We start from the raw sequence: 15,470 nt of genomic DNA, 5'->3' as shown, positions 1-15,470 counted from the left end.
CGGCGCTCTTTCAGGCGGAGGACGACGATGGGAAAGACGGTGGTGTTGGTGGTGGCGGCCGGGCGCGGACGCCGGTTCGGCGGCGACCTGCCCAAGCAATACCACGATCTGGCCGGACGCATGGTGCTGCGCCACACCCTGGCCGCCTTCGCCACCAATCCGGAGATCGACGCGGTACGGGCGGTAATCCATCCCGACGACCGCCAGATCTACGACATCGCCGCCGCCGGCCTGCCCATCCTGGAGCCGGTGCCGGGCGGAGCCAGCCGTCAGGACAGCGTCCGCCTCGGCCTGGAAAGCCTGCGCGACCTCGCACCTTCCAAGGTGCTGATCCATGACGGGGCGCGCCCCTTCATCGATGCCGGCACCATCGGTCGCGTCATCGCCGCCCTCGACCGGCATCCCGCCGCCGTGGCGGTGGTGGCGGTCGCCGATACCCTGAAGCGCGGCCAAGACGGCTTCGTCGCCGATACCGTGGACCGCAGCCAGCTGTTTCGCGCCCAGACGCCCCAGGGCTTCCGCTACGCCGACATCCTGGCCGCCCACATGGCGGTGGCGGGAGAGGAACTCACCGACGACGCCGCCGTGGCGGAACGGGCCGGAATGAAGGTGGCGCTGGTCGATGGCGCCGAGGACAACGTCAAGATCACCACCGCCGCCGATCTGGAGCGGGCACGGCGGCTGTTCGAGGGACCGGGCGAGGTCCGGACCGCCAGCGGCTACGACGTCCATTGTTTCGAGGCCGGAGACGGCTGCTGGCTGTGCGGCGTCAAGGTGCCCCACGACCAGAAGCTGAAAGGGCATTCCGACGCCGACGTGGCGCTGCACGCCCTGACCGACGCCATCCTGGGCGCCATCGCCGCCGGCGATATCGGCCACCACTTCCCGCCGTCGAATGCCAGGTGGAAGGGCGCGGAATCCCACCGTTTCCTCGCCCACGCCGCCTCGCTGGTGGCCGCCAGAGGCGGCCGCATCGTCAACGTGGACGTCACCATCGTCTGCGAGCGCCCCAAGATCGGTCCCCATCGCGCCGCCATGGCGGCGCGGGTGGCGCAGATCCTGGGGATTTCCCAGGATCGGGTCAGCGTCAAGGCCACCACCACCGAGGGATTGGGCTTCACCGGCCGCAAGGAGGGCATCGCCGCCCAGGCCATGGCCTCGGTCTGGCTGCCGCGCTGAATTTACTCTAGGCGAGGTCGCCTCATGCCCTGGATCGTCATCGTCATCGCCGGCCTGTTTGAAGTCGGCTGGGCCGTTGGCCTCAAATACACGGAAGGCTTTTCCCGCCTGTGGCCTTCGCTGGGGACCATCGCGGCCATGGCCGTCAGCCTCGGACTGCTGGGCATCGCCATGAAGGATTTGCCGCTGGGCACGGCTTATGCGGTCTGGACCGGTGTGGGCGCCATTGGAACGGTGGTGGTTGGCATCATCCTGTTCGGAGATTCGGCGGCACCGGCACGGTTGCTCTGCGTGGGGCTTATCCTGGCCGGAATTGTCGGCCTGAAGCTGGTCGAAGGCTGATGCCGGGCGGTCACTCGGCGGTTTCGGCGTCGATCCAGGCCAGAAAGGCGGGATTGCCGGAGGAGACCGGCACCGCCACCACGCAGGGACAGGCATAGGAATGCAGGTCCTTCACCCTGGCGACCACCGCGTCCGCCAGATCGCTTCGGGTCTTGCAGATCATCACCGCCTCTGGTTCCTCCTGGACCTTGCCGTCCCACCAGTAAAGCGAGGTCACCCCATCCAGCACGTTGGCGCAAGCCACAAGGCGCGCCTCGACCAGGGCGCGGGCCAGCGCCAGGGCCTCGTCGCGGCCCGACGCGGTGACGTAGATCAGGCTGTGGCTCATGTCATCCCCTTGATAGATACAAGAAAAGCGGGGCTTGCGCCGTGACGGCCGGTGCAGCCCCGCCTAGTCTGGGTCAGCTCCCGCCGGAAGAGGAGAGAAAGCCGGGGGGCCTCTACGGTCGCGTACCACGGCACGGTCAACCGATGACACGGATATAATAATTCCATGAACGGATTTCGATACCCCGGCGTGACAAATCTGTGTTTTCTCAACTGCGCTCGCAGTGAACCGGCTTGAGCGCCAACATCCGCTCCAGCATGGACGCTGCCTCAAGATTACCGGAAACCTCGGCAACCCCTGGAACCGGCATCATAAACAACTTTTGCAGTTGGGATGCGAGATCGGGGCTGGGCACGCTTTCCACCGCCATGGCGCGGGTATGAGCCATCAGCCAATTGTCGAGATGAGGGCTTTCCGGCCAATCGGGACGGCGAACGAACAGGACGGGAATGCCTGCCAGCGCCGCCTCGACGAAGGTTCCGTAGCCTGGCTTGGTGATCACCACATCCACCGAGGCCAGGGTATCGGAAAATCCCAGTCCCCCATCCTGCCAGTGGCGAAAATCCTGGCGTTCGGCCGGGAAGGCCATCGAACTCAGCCACAACCACCCGGGAAGCCGCGGCCAGTCCTCCAGCGCCAGGGCATGGCCGATGCCGCCGAACGCCACCAATCCCAGACGGGTCCCCTCCCCCACTCCCAACGTGTTCCGCAACCGGGCGGCCTGGGGGGCGCCGCCGGCGCCCACCGGACCGACCTGGACGATGTTTTCCAGGCTGGGCATGTCCATGGCCGGGGTGACGCGCAAAAAGGCCTGGGCGGAATTGTAGGCCTCGGCCATCTGACCGGCGATGCGGCCGGCTTCCGGCCGGTGACCCAGGTAGTGGCGATAGATGTCGACCCATTGCAGCGAGCTTAGCGCCGCGACCGGAATACCGGCACGGGCGGCGGCGGCGATGGTCGCGTAGGGAACGTTGGCCAGCACCAGATCGGGGGCGGCGGCACGCAGGCGCATGGCCTCGCGCTCGACCACCCCGTCCCAGTCGGCGTGCAGCGTGGCATACCCCCGGGCCGAGGCCTCGAGATCGATATCGGTGGCCGAGCGCATGCGCAGGCCGAAATCGGGGATCTCCTCCACATGGGTGAAATCGCCGCCGTAGCGGGTTTCCAGGAAATCGCGGGGAATCGCGGTCTGGATGGTCAGGCGCAGGCCGGGACGGCGGCGGCGCAACTCGCGGACCACCGGAGCCGTCATGGCGGCATGGCCGTATCCGTGCGGGCTGAGGGCAAGCCAGAGGTGCTGCGAGAGAGAGGGGCTCATGATGTCGAGCGGTTCCAAAGTGGTGAGAGCGGCGACGATAAAGGGTAAATGCGGCCGTGTCGACTTGGGGCGGCTTGCCTGTTGGCGCGGCTCACGCTAGCCTTCGAGACAATCACCGGCATTCGACCGGAGCACGAGAGGAACGTCTCATGGATCTGTCCACCCGCTATCTCGGCCTCGACCTCAAGAACCCGCTGGTCGTCTCGGCTTCGCCGCTCAGCCTTGACCTGGGCAACGTCCGCAAGCTCGAAGACATGGGAACCGCCGCCATCGTGCTGCCCTCCATCTTCCAGGAGGATATCGAGAATGAGATCGACGAGATCGAACGTCTGGTGGCCGAGGGAAGCTCCGAGGCGTTCTCCTACTTCCCCGCCCGGATGACCGAGAATGTGGGGCCGAAGAACTATCTGGACCTGATCCGCAAGGCGCGCCAGGCGGTGGACATCCCCATCATCGCCAGCCTGAACGGCAGCAGCCTGTCCGGCTGGACCGGCTACGCCGTCCAGATGGAACAGGCCGGCGCCAGCGCCATCGAGCTGAACGTCTATTTCCTGCCGACCGACCTGATGCTGTCGGGCGCCGAGGTCGAGGCCCGCTATGTCGACATCCTCAAGGCGGTGAAGGCGGCGGTGAAGATTCCGGTGGCCATGAAGCTCAGCCCCTATTTCAGCTCGGTCGGCCACATGGTCAAGACCCTGGACGCGGCCGGCGCCGACGGCTTCGTGCTGTTCAACCGTTTCTACCAGCCCGACATCGACCTGGAGGAACTGACCCTGCTGCGTGACATCAAGCTCAGCAACAAGGGCGAGATCAGGCTGCCGCTGCTGTGGATCGCGGCGCTGTCGGGCAATATCCGGGGCTCCATTGCCGCCAGCTCCGGCGTGCAGACCGCCGCCGAGATCATCAAGTACCTGTTCGTCGGAGCCGATGTGGTGATGACCACCTCGGCCCTGCTGCGTCACGGCATCGGCTACATGCAGACCCTGCATGACGGCCTGGTGGCCGACCTCAAGACCCGCGAGGTCCAGACCATCTCCGAGATTCGCGGCCGCATGAGCCGTGGCGCCGTCACCGACGTGGCCGCCTTCGACCGCGTCAACTATATCCGCATCCTGCGGACCGGCGCCGTCACCTCGTGATCCACATGGTTCCGGCCCAGTTCCGATGACCGGAACCATGACCCTGGCGGCGGCGATGGACGCCGCCATCCTCCATCACAAGGCCGGCCGGCTGGCCGAGGCCGAGAGGCTGTATCGCACCATCCTCGCCGCCGCCGCCCAGCACCCCCAGGCCCATTTCAACATCGCGGCCCTGGCGGTCCAGGTGGGACAGGTCGAGGCATCCCTGCCCCATTTCAAGGCCGCCCTGGAGGGAGATCCGTCGCAAGGGCAATTCTGGCGGAGCTACGCGGATGCCCTGCTTCAGGCCGGCCAGGCCGAGACCGCCCGGAAGGTGCTGGAGCAGGGAATAAGCCATGGCCTCGCCGGTCCGGAGGTGGACGACCTGGTCGCCCGCGCCGATCCCATCGCCGCCGCCGTCGCCCATCATAAGGCCGGCCGGCTGAACGAGGCGGAGACCGGCTACCGGCGGATACTGGAAATCGCCCCGACCATGGCCCCGGCCCACAGCAACCTGGGGGCGGTCCTGTTCGAACTGGGGCGTATCGACGAGGCCGAGTCCTGCTATCTGCGGGCGCTGGAGATCAGGCCGGATTGCCCCGATACCCTGAACAACCTCGCGCTGATGCGCCGCAGGTTGGGACGGGTGGAGGGGGTGGAAGAGCTTTACCGTCGCGCCATCGCCCTCAATCCCGATTTTCCCGAGGCCCACAACAATCTGGGATCGCTGTTGATCGACCTCGCCCGGCTGGACGAGGCCATTGCCCATCTGGGCCGCGCCCTGGCGCTTCGACCCGATTTCATCCACGCCCACCGCAATCTGCTGGTGGCCATGCTGTATCATCCGTCGCTGGATCAAGATGCCATCTACGCGGCCCACCGGCAGTTCGGGGCCTTGCACGCCCAGGCCGGCCACCCCGCCCACCACAATGATCCCACCCCCGACAGGAAGCTGCGCATCGGTTATCTGTCGGCGGATTTCCGCGACCATCCGGTGGCGCGCAACCTGCTGCCGCTGATCCGCCGGCACGACCGCGCCGCCGTCGCGATTCATTGCTACGCCGAAGTGACCTGGGAGGATGAAACCACCGCCGCCTTCCGCGCCCAGGCCGATTGCTGGCGCTCGACGGTGGGACTGAGCGACCGCGAGGTGGCCGACATGGTCCGCGCCGACGGCATCGACATCCTGGTCTGCCTCGCCGGCCGGTTCGACCGCAACCGGCCGCTGGTCTGCGCCTTCAGGCCGGCGCCGGTTCAGATCAGCTATCACGACGTCGCCACCAGCGGCCTGGAGGCGATGGACTACATCGTCTCCGACCGCGTTCTCACCCCCCGTCACGGAACCGAGCGCTTCACCGAACGGCCGCTGTGCCTGCCTCATTTCTACATTGGCGAGATGCCGCCCGCCCCGCCGGCGATCCGACGGCGATCGGGGCCGGTGGTATTCGGCAGCCTCAACAACCCCGCCAAGATCACCGAACCGGTCCTGGACCTGTGGGCGAGGCTGCTGTCGCGGGTTCCGGACAGCCGCTTGTATCTGCGCTATTTCAGGCTCTACGAAGTGCCGTCGTTGCGCCGCCGGGTGGAACGGGCGCTGGAGCGCCACGGCCTCGATACCCGGCGATTGCTGTGGTCGGTGGCCGGCCAATCGGCGCCGGGCCATCTCGACCTCTACAACGAGATCGATATCGCCCTGGACCCGTTCCCGTTCTCGGGGTCGACCACCACCTTCGAGGCGCTGGCGATGGGAGTGCCGGTGGTGACCTTGCGCGGCGGCAGCATGGTCGCCAACTGGACGGCCAGCATGCTGACCGCGATGGAACTAACCGGGCTTATCGCCGGATCGCCGGAGGATTACCTGGATATCGCCGCCGGTCTGGCCGCCGACGCCAGCCGTCGCCATGCCCTGCGCGATGGCCTGCGCCAACGCCTCGCCGCCTCCAGCCTATGCGATGTCCAGGGCAAGACCCGCCAGATCGAGCGACTGTACCGCGCCGTCTGGCGCCGTTGGTGTGCAAGGCGATCAGCCGGCTGACCGCCACTTTTCCAGCACGAAGGCCTCGACCTCGGGAAAATATTGGTACTGGTGCACGATAGGGCTGAGATGAGCGTGCCGGGCCACCTTCACTCCTGCCTCATCCATCCCGATGGCGGCGGCATCGACCCCGCCCAGAGTGAACACCACCACGCCGTTCTCTACCCTGGATATCGGCAGCAGGTTGTGATGCAGAATAAAGTTATGGATGCCCTGGTCATGGCCGCGATATTGGGGAAAGCTCGCCAGACGCTTGAAATCGGCCAGTTCCAGCAGCTTGTCGCAATAGGCCAGAATGCCGGCGTGACTGCCCATGGTGGTTCCCGAACATGAAATGGGCTTGTCTTTCAAGGGAGCCAGCGCCCCCTCGCCGAACGTCTGGATAAGCCACTGCGAATTGCTGGGCGACGTCCCAATGCGCGAGCCGGCGTCCTCCATGAAAAAGAACAGATCGGCCGGATGATCGGCCAGGGGAAAAGGAAAGGCCTGGAACACCACGTCGGCCACATCGCTCAGCAGAACCTGGCGATACGGCCGCGCGCAATCGCGCAGCACCTCGGCATAGCGGACATAGCGGGTGGTCTGGATATGGACGGGGATATGGCGCCCTGCGTCGAAATGGATTGGCCGCACCCTCCAGGAATGAAGATAATCAATGGTTTCCTGGGTAATGTCGCGTGATACAAGCAGGCAGACATCACCATCGTAATGACGTCGCAATGATTCGACGAACACCCTGACCTTATCGATGCCGTAGCCGATGGCGGTTCCCATCACCAGGAATTCCCCGTGGCCGGAGACCGGCTCCAGCCCCTTGCGTACCGCGGCTTCCAGACGATCCTCCAGGGCCCGCAACGCCACCGTGCTATCGTACAGCACCTGATTGGCCGCCAGGATGCGCCGTCGCAAATCCGCCGCCGCCGCCCGGTCCCGGCCATAGCGCAGCGCCAAGTCCACGTATTGATCGAAATCGCGGGCGATAGGATCGAGGATGCCCATGGCCAGATAGAAGCCGCAGGTCACGCGGCCACGCATGAACCGTCCCGGCCAGGTGACGATGGGGGTGCCGATGGAGAACGCCTCCAGCGAGGTGTTGCCGCCACTGTAATGGATGGGATCGAGAATGACGTCCGACACCTGCATCAGCCGCAGCAGGTCGGCCACCCCCATCCGCCGCACCAGATGCAGCCGGGCCGACAGTCCCGGCCGTCGCCGGTCCAGGCGGGCCAGCAAGTCGCGGGTGATGCTCTCCGAGCGGTCGGCGATCAGTACGATGACCGCGTCGTCGTCCCTGTCGGCGATGCGCGCCAGCACATCGTCGAAATCGGGATGAAACTTGAACAACGATTGCGGAATAAAATAGCAATTGGCGGCCTCGTCCAGGCCGAAATCGGCCCTGGCCTTGCAAGAAGGCCCAATGGGAGGGCGGGCATAGCACGGAAACGGCCCCGGCAGGCGCACCAGCGTCTCGCTGTACTGGGCCTCGCCACCGGCCGGTTCCATGGAATCATAGCCGAGAAACAGGTCGATGCTGTCCAGCCCGGTGGTGTCGGGGTGGCCGATGCTTACCGCCTGCACCGGCGCCAGCCGGGACAAGGCCAGATAGTAGGTGGAGTTTATCATGCCGATATCGGCATACAGCAGAACATCCAGGGCCTCGGCCGCGATCAGGCCGCGCACCTCCAGCAGTTGACCCATGGAGGCGGGGGGAGCCACCCACACCACCTTGTCGGCGGCGGCGGCGATTTCATCCTGAATGGAATCGCCATGGACCTGACGGGTGAAGACGACCACCTGGAACCGGCTGCGATCCAGGTTGGCGATCAGACCGCGATTAAGCAGTCCGATCGTGTGGCCGTAAAGAAAACTGGAATAGATGCCAAGCCGCACCCGACGGCCGCTCAGCGGCTCCGGCCGCGCCACATGGGGGGCGCTCCAGTCCAGGGCCGGACAGGAACGCCGCAGGAAACGGCCGAACGCCTCGAACAGCGGCCGGTTGTCGGCGGCGTGATAGGCCAGATAGAAATTGGCATGGAACAGCTCGGCGAATGGGTCGTCGATACGAAGTTCACCGGCGGTTTCCGACGTCAGGACATTCAGGAAATCATCGCGGCTGGCGGCAATGGCCGCCCGCGACGGCGGGATGATGTCCAGAACGAGGCGGGAAGAGACGGCGAAAGCCGGGTTGGCCAAGTCTTCGGCCAGGGCGGCCAGTTCGGATCGTCCCTCGGCGGCATGATTGGCCAGAACCAGCATCCGGGCCAGACTGAAGCGATGACGGGGATTGTCCGGTCTCAGCGCGGCGGCCGTTCTCAGGTATGGAAGGCTGTCCTCGGTTCGCCCCATGGCGGAAAAGCAGGCGGCAACCGCGGCCTGGGCTGTGGCGTCGTCGGGTCGTGCCCCGGCAGCCCGCAAGGCGATGTCCATGGCGGCATCGGTCAGGCCCCGGGCGAGACACTGGCCGATCAGGACGATATCGTCGTCAAGCGGCCCCGGATAGTGGGCCAGATAATCCTCAAGGGCGGCGGCGGCCTCGGCGGACCGCTCCTGTTCCAGCATGGTCCGGATCTGGGCACGTAACTTACGACGCTGGTCGGTGTCGCCCATTCCACTCCCCCAGAATACACCAAGAGCCCAGCCGCTGCCGGCCATCCACCTCGGACAGCACCCACGCGCCCCACCCCGGCCCCAGGTTCACCCGCTTGGGGAATTTCCCGGCCGCTTCGAGCCGCCCGATGTGTCGAGGCGTGTACGGGATGCCGCAGACGCTCTTGAGCTCCGTCTTCGATACGAGCCGCTTATCAAACTGGATCATCGGATTTCTCCCTCTCGGGAGGCATCGCGATGCCCCGGTTAAAAAGCCGCACCGGTAGGCTCGAAAAGCTACCGGTACCCTTCGAAGGAGTCGAGCGCCATTGCTAAATCAAGCCCGCTCGTGCCAACGGCGCGGGTTTCGGCTGGCGTGAAAGCAAGCGATCACATGCACCGCCCGGCGAATTTCTTGCCGGATGCGTGGGAATTGGTGGGGGCACTCCGCGACCCTGGACACCAGGGCGTCAACATCGGAGTAGAAACGCGCCCCCAAACCGGGGCCGTGCGCTTCGTACCAGTCTGCTGCCTCGAAAAACTCGGTGCGAGCCGCAGGAGAGAAAATGACAGGAGACATTACCGGTATCGGCTGGCCGCTTCCGCCCGGATCGCCTCCCAGGGCACGGAGGCGGGCAAATCCGCGTCCGCAGTCGCAAGCCGCCGGTCGAACTCTTCCCCCTGCTCCTTGGTCAGCGGAATGTCCGCCGCATCCAGGCTTTCCCAAAGGGCTTCGATCAGTTCCAGGCGCTCACTGGGCGAAAGATGGGCAAACTCGATCCGGGGCATATTGGTGCCTTCCTCGTCTCACCGGAGGCCGATAATACCACAGGGACGAGTGGCGCTACGAATGCAATGCGAGTTTGGCCTGTTACCCCAGATGTTACCCCGGGCCAATAATGCGAAAGGGCCGCTCGAGGTGACCCTTTGCTATCTTCCTGAACTATCATGGAAAATTTGGTCGGAGCGACAGGATTCGAACCTGCGACCCCCAGTCCCCCAGACTGATGCGCTACCGGGCTGCGCTACGCTCCGACCGTGATGGGCGGGGCCCATCGGAATTCTGCTTTTCCGAACCTGAAACGGTCCGGAAGGGGATCAAACCGGCGGGGTGTGCCGGGAGAGGGGCGCACTATAAGTCAGGCCATCCGACCCTTGCAACCACCTTCTTCAGCAGGGCTGCAAAAGCTGGCGCAACTGTTCAAGTTCGGCCAGCAACTTCCGCAATTCATGCCGGATATCGCCGGATGGGACCACGGAAGCCACATGGACTTCCGCAGCCTCGACCGCCACGGAATTGGTCTCGTCCCCGGAAGGGAGGGGCGGATCAGGAGATTCCAGCGGGTCGGGATCGTGGATATCGAGCCCCAGTTCCGGTTCACAGGCGATACGGGCCGGACTGGCGCCGATGGGGGGCTGGGTCGCGGCGGCACCATCCTTCAGGAGTTTCTGCACCCCCTTGATGGTATACCCCTCGCTGTAGAGCAGATCGCGGATACGGCGCAACAAGACGATATCGTCGGGCCGGTAATAGCGTCGCCCCCCTCCCCGCTTCAGTGGCTTCACCTGGGGGAACTTGCCTTCCCAGAAACGCAGGACGTGCTGCGGCACGTCGAGATCGTCGGCGACCTCGCTGATGGTCCGGAAGGCCGCTTCGGACTTGCCGTTGCGGCGGACCAGGGAAAGCTCGCCGTCCTCGCCGGTCATTTGGAATGGCCGTCGTTGATCTGTTTCTTCAGCAATTGCGACGGACGGAACACCAGGACACGGCGCGGCAGGATGGGAACCTCCTCGCCGGTCTTGGGGTTGCGGCCGACGCGCTGCCCCTTGGAGCGAACCGAAAAGCTGCCGAATGAGGAAATCTTGACGGTCTGGCCGATGGCCAGCGCCCCGGAAATTTCGTCCAGAACCGCTTCCAGCAGATCGGCAGATTCGTTGCGGGACAGGCCGACTTCCTGGTAGACGGCCTCGCTCAGTTGCGCCCGCGTAATGGTTTTTGCAGTCATGACGCCCCACGACCAAGAATGGACCTACGACCGGATCGACCGTAGTCCTTTGCGCTAAATCCGTCAATATCAAAGGGATGCGGCACAGCCTTCCAGCGACCGCGCAAGTGGGCCGGCTATATGCGAATCAGGGCCGATCCCCAGGTGAAGCCCCCTCCCATGGCCTCCAGCAGCACCAGCTGGCCCGGCCTGATGCGGCCGTCGGAGACGGCCTCCGTCAGGGCCAGGGGGATCGAGGCCGCCGAGGTGTTGGCGTGCTTTTCCACCGTCATCACCATGCGTTCCATGGGAAAGCCCAGTTTCTTGGCGGTGCCCTCGATGATGCGGCGGTTGGCCTGATGCGGCACCACCCAGTCGATATCAGAGGCCTTCAGGTCGTTGGCGGCCAGCGCCTCGCCCACCACCGACGCCAGATTGATGACGGCATGGCGGAACACCTCGCGGCCTTCCATGCGCAGATGGCCGACGGTCTGGGTGCTGGACGGGCCGCCATCCACGTACAGCAGATCGTGGTGGGTGCCGTCGGAATGAAGGTGGGTCGACAGAATGCCGCGATCCTGGCTGCCGCCCTTGCCGCGATTGGCGCGCAGCACCACCGCGCCGGCGCCGTCGCCGAACAGGACGCAGGTGGTGCGATCGTTCCAGTCGAGAATGCGGGAAAACGTTTCGGCCCCGATCACCAGTGCTGTCTGGATCTGGCCGGTCTTGATGAAATTGTCGGCGATGGACAGGGCATAGACGAAGCCCGAGCACACCGCCTGCACATCGAAGGCGAAGCCGTGCTTCATGCCGATGCGGCGTTGCACCTTGGTGGCGGTGGCGGGAAAGGTATGGTCCGGGGTGGCGGTGGCCAGCACGATCAGGTCAACCGCCGAGCCGGAGATACCGGCGGATTCCAGGGCGCGGCTGGCGGCTGCGAAAGCCAGGTCGGAGGTCATCTCGCCATCGGCGGCCAGATAGCGCTGGCGGATGCCGCTGCGCTCGACGATCCAGTCGTCCGAGGTGTCGACCATCGCCGCCAGTTCGGCGTTGGAAACCAATCTTTCCGGCAGGTACGAGCCGCAGCCGATGACCTGGGAGCGAACGATCATCGAATCACCGTGTTCCGGCTGCCAGTTGGGAAACCGAAGGATCGGCCGGCTTCAGCCGGTCGAATTCCTTGCGGATGCGATCATTGTAGCCATGAGCCACCAGTTCCACCGCGACGCCTATGGCATTGGCGAAGCCGAAGGCGTCGGTTCCGCCGTGACTCTTCACCGCGATGCCGTTGAGGCCGAGAAACATGGCGCCGTTGTAGCGGCGGGGGTCGGTGCGCACCCGAACCTTGTTGATGGCGTGGCGCGCCAGCAGGTAACCGATCCGGGCCGGCAGCGAACTCTTGAACCCTTCCTTGAGAAGGGTGGAATAGAGCTTCACCGTTCCCTCGGCGGTCTTCAGCGCGATATTCCCGGTAAAGCCGTCTGTCACCACCACGTCGACGGTGCCGGCACAGATGTCGTTGCCCTCGACGAAGCCGGTAAACCGGATAGGCAGGTGGCTGTCGCGCAGCGCCGCCGCCGCCGCCTTGACGGCGTCGTTGCCCTTCATATCCTCGGACCCGACGTTGAGCAGGCCGATGCTGGGCTTTTCCAGCCCCAGCACGGCGCGGGCATAGACCTCGCCCATCACGGCGAATTCCACCAGATTGTTGGAATTGCAGTCGACGTTGGCGCCGAGGTCGAGCATCAGCGTCTCGCCCTTGACGGTCGGGAACAGCCCGGCGATGGCCGGCCGGTCGATCCCCGGCAGGGTGCGAAGCACGAATTTGGAGACCGCCATCAGGGCGCCGGTATTGCCGGCCGACACCACGCCGGCCGCCTCGCCCTTGTGGACGGCGTCGACCGCCAGCCACATGCTGGACTTGCGCCCCTGGCGCAGCACCTGACTGGGCTTGGCGTCGTTGGAGACCGCCTCCACCGTATGGTGGACCGAGCAGACTCCCCGTATCTCGGGAAAGCGCTGCAACAGCGCCTCGATGCGGGGTGCGTCGCCGAACAGCAGGTAGCGCACATGGGGAAGGCGCTCGTGAGCCATGCGCACCCCTTCCACGACCATGTCGGGGGCGGCGTCGCCCCCCATGGCATCGATGGAAATAGTGACGGCAACGCTCACCGGCAGGCGCTCCCCTCTTTACGCACCGGATCGATCAGGCTTCGGCCTGGGCAACCACTTCACGACCGTCATAGTGGCCGCACGAGCCACAGACGTGATGCGGGAGCTTCACTTCGCCGCAATTCGGGCACTCGACGCCGGTCACGTTGACCAGGGCATGATGGGCCCTGCGCATGTCGCGGCGGGACTTGGAGGTCTTCTTCTTCGGAACGGCCATTTCGTTTACTCACTTCGACCCAAGATGGGAAAGGGTGGTTTATTAGCCAAAAAGACAGCCCAGGGCAAGGGGATGCTTTCCCTCCCCCCTTTTTTTGCCGTCCTCACTCTTTTTTCCGCCGCAAGGCGGCCAGCGCCGCGAAAGGATTCGGCTTCCCGTCGGGGACGTCGTCCTGCTCCTTTGGCGGCTCGAACACCGCGCCGGGAGCCCTGGGGAACGGATCGAGCGCCAGGGCCAGATGCTCCACCACGACCTCCCCCAGGTCGATGCAGCCATCGACGATCGGGTCCGGCGGGTCCTCCGATTCCCATGATAGCTCTATTTCGTTCCCGGTATCCAGTTCCACATCCGGCGGACCGAAGGTCACCTCGAATTCATCCTCGACCACGGCTTCCAGCGGAGCCAGGGTCACCACGCAAGCCTGCACCACCTTTGCCGTCAACTGCCCGTTGACGCGGACCAGCCCGCCGCCCAGCAGCTCCAGGGAAAGGCTGGCGGACAGGGATTTCAGCTCGATCAGCCCCAACCGCCCGACCAGGGCGTGACGTTCGGCGGGCTCGGCGGCTATGGCCTGACGGCTGACGCGGGCCGGCAGTTGGCTGACCTGCACCGGCCGGGAAAATTCGGGTTGCTCCGGCGAGGCGACGATCATGGCCGCCCCCCGCCGATGGCTCCGAACGAGACCTTGCCATTCAGCAACTCGGCCGCATCCTGGCCGGCCAGCCCGTGATCCTGATCGCGGACATAGGCGGCCATGGCATCGATGTCCGAGGTGACGGGAGGCGTCTCCAACGTGCCGTACAGATTGCGCCGCAACGCCGCGGCGAGATCGTCGGGGGCGGCGGCGACAGCCAATCCATCCTCATAGGCGGCAACGCGGCCGTAGAAGGCCCTGGCCATCTGCTTGACCCGCTTGCCCACCCCCATGTCGCCCACGCCCAGCTCGCGCAGGTTCTGGTCCATGTCGTCGAACATCAGGTCGAACAGGGCCTGGGACACCTCCCGCGCCTCCTCGGCCAGTTCGCCCGCCACCGGCTTGAGACGCCGCATGACCAGAAAGGCATGGATGACGATCAGGTCGAAACGGCCGTCCAGCGTGTCGGGCACCCCTAGCCGGAGATAGAAATCCGGGCTCCGGGACTGATGAATGATGGCGGTATAAAGGTCATGGGCGACGCGCTCGCGGCGGCGACGGTCCCTCAGGCGGCGAAACGGCATGGGCTGATCCTGGCGGCCCGCCCGAAACAGGCGGAGACGGCGTTGACAAGACGAAGGAGCGAGGTGCAATGTTCCCCCCACATTGGCCATCTTGGCCGCCTGTCGTCAATGCTCCGGCTTCGGTGTGCATGAAAAAGCAGAATTCCATCCGCCACACCCTGTTGGCCGCCTCGGTGGCCGTGACCGTGATCGCCTGCTCGCCGGAGATCGAGCTGCGCGGCAACCTGCCGCCGCCCGAGCAGTTGCAGCAGGTTGCCATCGGCAAGACCACCCGCGAGGAGGTCCAGTCCCTGCTGGGCACTCCGTCCAGCATCGCGCCATTTGGCGACGAGACCTGGCACTACATTTCCAACGTGACCGAGCGCACGGCGTTCTTCGAACCCGAGGTGAAGGAACGCAAGGTCATCACGGTGGTGTTCGACCGCAACGGCATCGTGCGGGCGCTCGACACCAAGGGATTGACCGACGGCAAGGACGTGACCCCGGTCGACCGGGAGACCCCCACCGCCGGCAAGGAACTCACCATATTGCAACAGCTGATGGGTAATGTCGGGCGCTTTTCGAAGCCGAGCCAGGGCAATTAGCGTCGAGCCCTATATCCGCCCTGCCCCGTTCCAGGCTTTCACGATAACCAAAAAATACCGGCCGCTGGGACGCGGCCGGCATGCGGCGGGGCCGGTCAGGCGGCCAGCCTACTGGATGGAATCCTTCAGGCCCTTGCCGGCCTTGAACTTCGGCTGCTTCGACGCCGGAATGGTGATCTTGTCACCGGTACGGGGATTGCGGCCCTCGGAAGCGGCGCGGGCGGCGACGGCGAAGGTGCCGAAACCGACCAGACGGACCTCGCCGCCGCCCTGCAACTCGGTCGTGATCGCCTGGAAAACCCCATCGACCGCCTTGGCCGCATCTGATTTGGACAGACCGGTGGCGCTTGCCACGGCCGTCACGAGATCGTTCTTGTTCACTGATGGC

Annotated in this window: 18 protein-coding genes and 1 tRNA gene; 5 read left to right on the top strand and 14 right to left on the bottom strand. The window is 65.2% G+C overall.

Translation table 11 applies throughout. From position 1 onward, the window contains the following. Nucleotides 1-27 precede the first annotated feature (27 nt). Together MTBSS4_RS10915 and sugE are read left to right on the top strand one after the other, a co-directional pair. Nucleotides 28-1,179 (top strand): bifunctional 2-C-methyl-D-erythritol 4-phosphate cytidylyltransferase/2-C-methyl-D-erythritol 2,4-cyclodiphosphate synthase, encoded by a 1,152-nt coding sequence (locus tag MTBSS4_RS10915; RefSeq protein ID WP_173983435.1) that lies wholly within the window; start codon nt 28-30, stop codon nt 1,177-1,179. 24 nt (nt 1,180-1,203) lie between these two features. Continuing rightward, nucleotides 1,204-1,521, top strand: coding sequence for a quaternary ammonium compound efflux SMR transporter SugE (gene sugE, locus MTBSS4_RS10910; protein WP_173983434.1), 318 nt, complete (start codon nt 1,204-1,206; stop codon nt 1,519-1,521). Between the two features lie 10 nt (nt 1,522-1,531). On the opposite strand, the gene cutA is transcribed toward sugE, so the two are convergent. Then, on the bottom strand, nt 1,532-1,849 hold the full coding sequence (gene cutA / locus MTBSS4_RS10905) for a divalent-cation tolerance protein CutA (protein WP_173983433.1): 318 nt from the start codon (nt 1,847-1,849) through the stop codon (nt 1,532-1,534). Between the two features lie 208 nt (nt 1,850-2,057). Continuing rightward, nucleotides 2,058-3,167 (bottom strand): hypothetical protein, encoded by a 1,110-nt coding sequence (locus MTBSS4_RS10900; RefSeq protein ID WP_254432494.1) that lies wholly within the window; start codon nt 3,165-3,167, stop codon nt 2,058-2,060. 149 nt (nt 3,168-3,316) lie between these two features. On the opposite strand from MTBSS4_RS10900, the gene MTBSS4_RS10895 reads away from it, so the two are divergent. Next, nucleotides 3,317-4,306, top strand: a complete 990-nt coding sequence (locus MTBSS4_RS10895; RefSeq protein ID WP_173983432.1) for a dihydroorotate dehydrogenase-like protein — start codon at nt 3,317-3,319, stop codon at nt 4,304-4,306. 25 nt (nt 4,307-4,331) lie between these two features. After that, complete coding sequence (locus MTBSS4_RS10890) at nt 4,332-6,320, top strand: tetratricopeptide repeat protein (protein WP_173983431.1); 1,989 nt, start codon at nt 4,332-4,334, stop codon at nt 6,318-6,320. On the opposite strand, the gene MTBSS4_RS10885 is transcribed toward MTBSS4_RS10890, so the two are convergent. The 11 genes from MTBSS4_RS10885 to MTBSS4_RS10835 all read right to left on the bottom strand — a co-directional run bounded on the left by MTBSS4_RS10885 (nt 6,309) and on the right by MTBSS4_RS10835 (nt 14,498). Further along, complete coding sequence (locus tag MTBSS4_RS10885) at nt 6,309-8,927, bottom strand: hypothetical protein (protein WP_173983430.1); 2,619 nt, start codon at nt 8,925-8,927, stop codon at nt 6,309-6,311. The genes MTBSS4_RS10890 and MTBSS4_RS10885 overlap by 12 nt on opposite strands. After that, nucleotides 8,902-9,135: an AlpA family transcriptional regulator gene (locus MTBSS4_RS10880; protein WP_254432493.1), complete on the bottom strand. Its 234-nt coding sequence runs from the start codon at nt 9,133-9,135 to the stop codon at nt 8,902-8,904. Before MTBSS4_RS10880 ends, MTBSS4_RS10885 begins: the two co-directional genes overlap by 26 nt. A gap of 350 nt (nt 9,136-9,485) precedes the next feature. Continuing rightward, entirely contained in the window at nt 9,486-9,695 is a 210-nt protein-coding gene (locus tag MTBSS4_RS10875; RefSeq protein ID WP_173983429.1) for an addiction module protein, read from the bottom strand. Between the two features lie 169 nt (nt 9,696-9,864). Continuing rightward, nucleotides 9,865-9,941: transfer RNA gene (locus MTBSS4_RS10870), tRNA-Pro, on the bottom strand. A 135-nt stretch (nt 9,942-10,076) separates the two neighbouring features. Then, a complete protein-coding gene (locus MTBSS4_RS10865) occupies nt 10,077-10,613 on the bottom strand; it encodes a MerR family transcriptional regulator (protein WP_173983428.1) in 537 nt (178 codons plus the stop codon). After that, entirely contained in the window at nt 10,610-10,912 is a 303-nt protein-coding gene (locus tag MTBSS4_RS10860; protein ID WP_173983427.1) for an integration host factor subunit alpha, read from the bottom strand. Before MTBSS4_RS10860 ends, MTBSS4_RS10865 begins: the two co-directional genes overlap by 4 nt. Before the next feature lie 116 nt (nt 10,913-11,028). Continuing rightward, entirely contained in the window at nt 11,029-12,003 is a 975-nt protein-coding gene (locus MTBSS4_RS10855; RefSeq protein ID WP_173983426.1) for a beta-ketoacyl-ACP synthase III, read from the bottom strand. Nucleotides 12,004-12,007: 4 nt separating this feature from the next. Then, entirely contained in the window at nt 12,008-13,063 is a 1,056-nt protein-coding gene (gene plsX, locus MTBSS4_RS10850; protein ID WP_173983425.1) for a phosphate acyltransferase PlsX, read from the bottom strand. 34 nt (nt 13,064-13,097) lie between these two features. Further along, nucleotides 13,098-13,280 carry a 50S ribosomal protein L32 gene (rpmF, locus tag MTBSS4_RS10845; protein ID WP_173983424.1) on the bottom strand — a complete coding sequence of 61 codons (183 nt, stop codon included), beginning with the start codon at nt 13,278-13,280 and terminating at the stop codon, nt 13,098-13,100. A gap of 103 nt (nt 13,281-13,383) precedes the next feature. Then, a complete protein-coding gene (locus MTBSS4_RS10840; RefSeq protein ID WP_173983423.1) occupies nt 13,384-13,932 on the bottom strand; it encodes a DUF177 domain-containing protein in 549 nt (182 codons plus the stop codon). Beyond that, the gene (locus tag MTBSS4_RS10835; protein WP_173983422.1) at nt 13,929-14,498 is read right to left on the bottom strand and encodes a ubiquinol-cytochrome C chaperone family protein; all 570 of its coding nucleotides are present in this window, start codon (nt 14,496-14,498) and stop codon (nt 13,929-13,931) included. The genes MTBSS4_RS10840 and MTBSS4_RS10835 overlap by 4 nt, the downstream gene beginning before the upstream one ends. Nucleotides 14,499-14,626: 128 nt before the next feature. On the opposite strand from MTBSS4_RS10835, the gene MTBSS4_RS10830 reads away from it, so the two are divergent. After that, nucleotides 14,627-15,082 (top strand): outer membrane protein assembly factor BamE, encoded by a 456-nt coding sequence (locus tag MTBSS4_RS10830; RefSeq protein ID WP_173983421.1) that lies wholly within the window; start codon nt 14,627-14,629, stop codon nt 15,080-15,082. Between the two features lie 108 nt (nt 15,083-15,190). Here MTBSS4_RS10830 and MTBSS4_RS10825 read toward each other — a convergent pair whose 3' ends face one another. Then, the gene (locus tag MTBSS4_RS10825) at nt 15,191-15,463 is read right to left on the bottom strand and encodes an HU family DNA-binding protein (RefSeq protein WP_173983420.1); all 273 of its coding nucleotides are present in this window, start codon (nt 15,461-15,463) and stop codon (nt 15,191-15,193) included. Between the last annotated feature and the right edge of the window lie 7 nt (nt 15,464-15,470).

The sequence above is a fragment of the Magnetospirillum sp. SS-4 genome, from assembly GCF_902729425.1.
Classification (GTDB): domain Bacteria; phylum Pseudomonadota; class Alphaproteobacteria; order Rhodospirillales; family Magnetospirillaceae; genus Phaeospirillum.
This window is presented reverse-complemented; position numbering and strand designations above follow the sequence as displayed.

Coding starts and splice junctions, on each gene's coding strand:
- MTBSS4_RS10915 (WP_173983435.1), top strand. CDS start 28: ATGGGAAAGACGGTGGTGTTGGTGGTGGCGGCCGGGCGCGGACGCCGG.
- sugE (WP_173983434.1), top strand. CDS start 1,204: ATGCCCTGGATCGTCATCGTCATCGCCGGCCTGTTTGAAGTCGGCTGG.
- cutA (WP_173983433.1), bottom strand. CDS start 1,849: ATGAGCCACAGCCTGATCTACGTCACCGCGTCGGGCCGCGACGAGGCC.
- MTBSS4_RS10900 (WP_254432494.1), bottom strand. CDS start 3,167: ATGAGCCCCTCTCTCTCGCAGCACCTCTGGCTTGCCCTCAGCCCGCAC.
- MTBSS4_RS10895 (WP_173983432.1), top strand. CDS start 3,317: ATGGATCTGTCCACCCGCTATCTCGGCCTCGACCTCAAGAACCCGCTG.
- MTBSS4_RS10890 (WP_173983431.1), top strand. CDS start 4,332: ATGACCGGAACCATGACCCTGGCGGCGGCGATGGACGCCGCCATCCTC.
- MTBSS4_RS10885 (WP_173983430.1), bottom strand. CDS start 8,927: ATGGGCGACACCGACCAGCGTCGTAAGTTACGTGCCCAGATCCGGACC.
- MTBSS4_RS10880 (WP_254432493.1), bottom strand. CDS start 9,135: ATGATCCAGTTTGATAAGCGGCTCGTATCGAAGACGGAGCTCAAGAGC.
- MTBSS4_RS10875 (WP_173983429.1), bottom strand. CDS start 9,695: ATGCCCCGGATCGAGTTTGCCCATCTTTCGCCCAGTGAGCGCCTGGAA.
- MTBSS4_RS10865 (WP_173983428.1), bottom strand. CDS start 10,613: ATGACCGGCGAGGACGGCGAGCTTTCCCTGGTCCGCCGCAACGGCAAG.
- MTBSS4_RS10860 (WP_173983427.1), bottom strand. CDS start 10,912: ATGACTGCAAAAACCATTACGCGGGCGCAACTGAGCGAGGCCGTCTAC.
- MTBSS4_RS10855 (WP_173983426.1), bottom strand. CDS start 12,003: ATGATCGTTCGCTCCCAGGTCATCGGCTGCGGCTCGTACCTGCCGGAA.
- rpmF (WP_173983424.1), bottom strand. CDS start 13,280: ATGGCCGTTCCGAAGAAGAAGACCTCCAAGTCCCGCCGCGACATGCGC.
- MTBSS4_RS10840 (WP_173983423.1), bottom strand. CDS start 13,932: ATGATCGTCGCCTCGCCGGAGCAACCCGAATTTTCCCGGCCGGTGCAG.
- MTBSS4_RS10835 (WP_173983422.1), bottom strand. CDS start 14,498: ATGCCGTTTCGCCGCCTGAGGGACCGTCGCCGCCGCGAGCGCGTCGCC.
- MTBSS4_RS10830 (WP_173983421.1), top strand. CDS start 14,627: ATGAAAAAGCAGAATTCCATCCGCCACACCCTGTTGGCCGCCTCGGTG.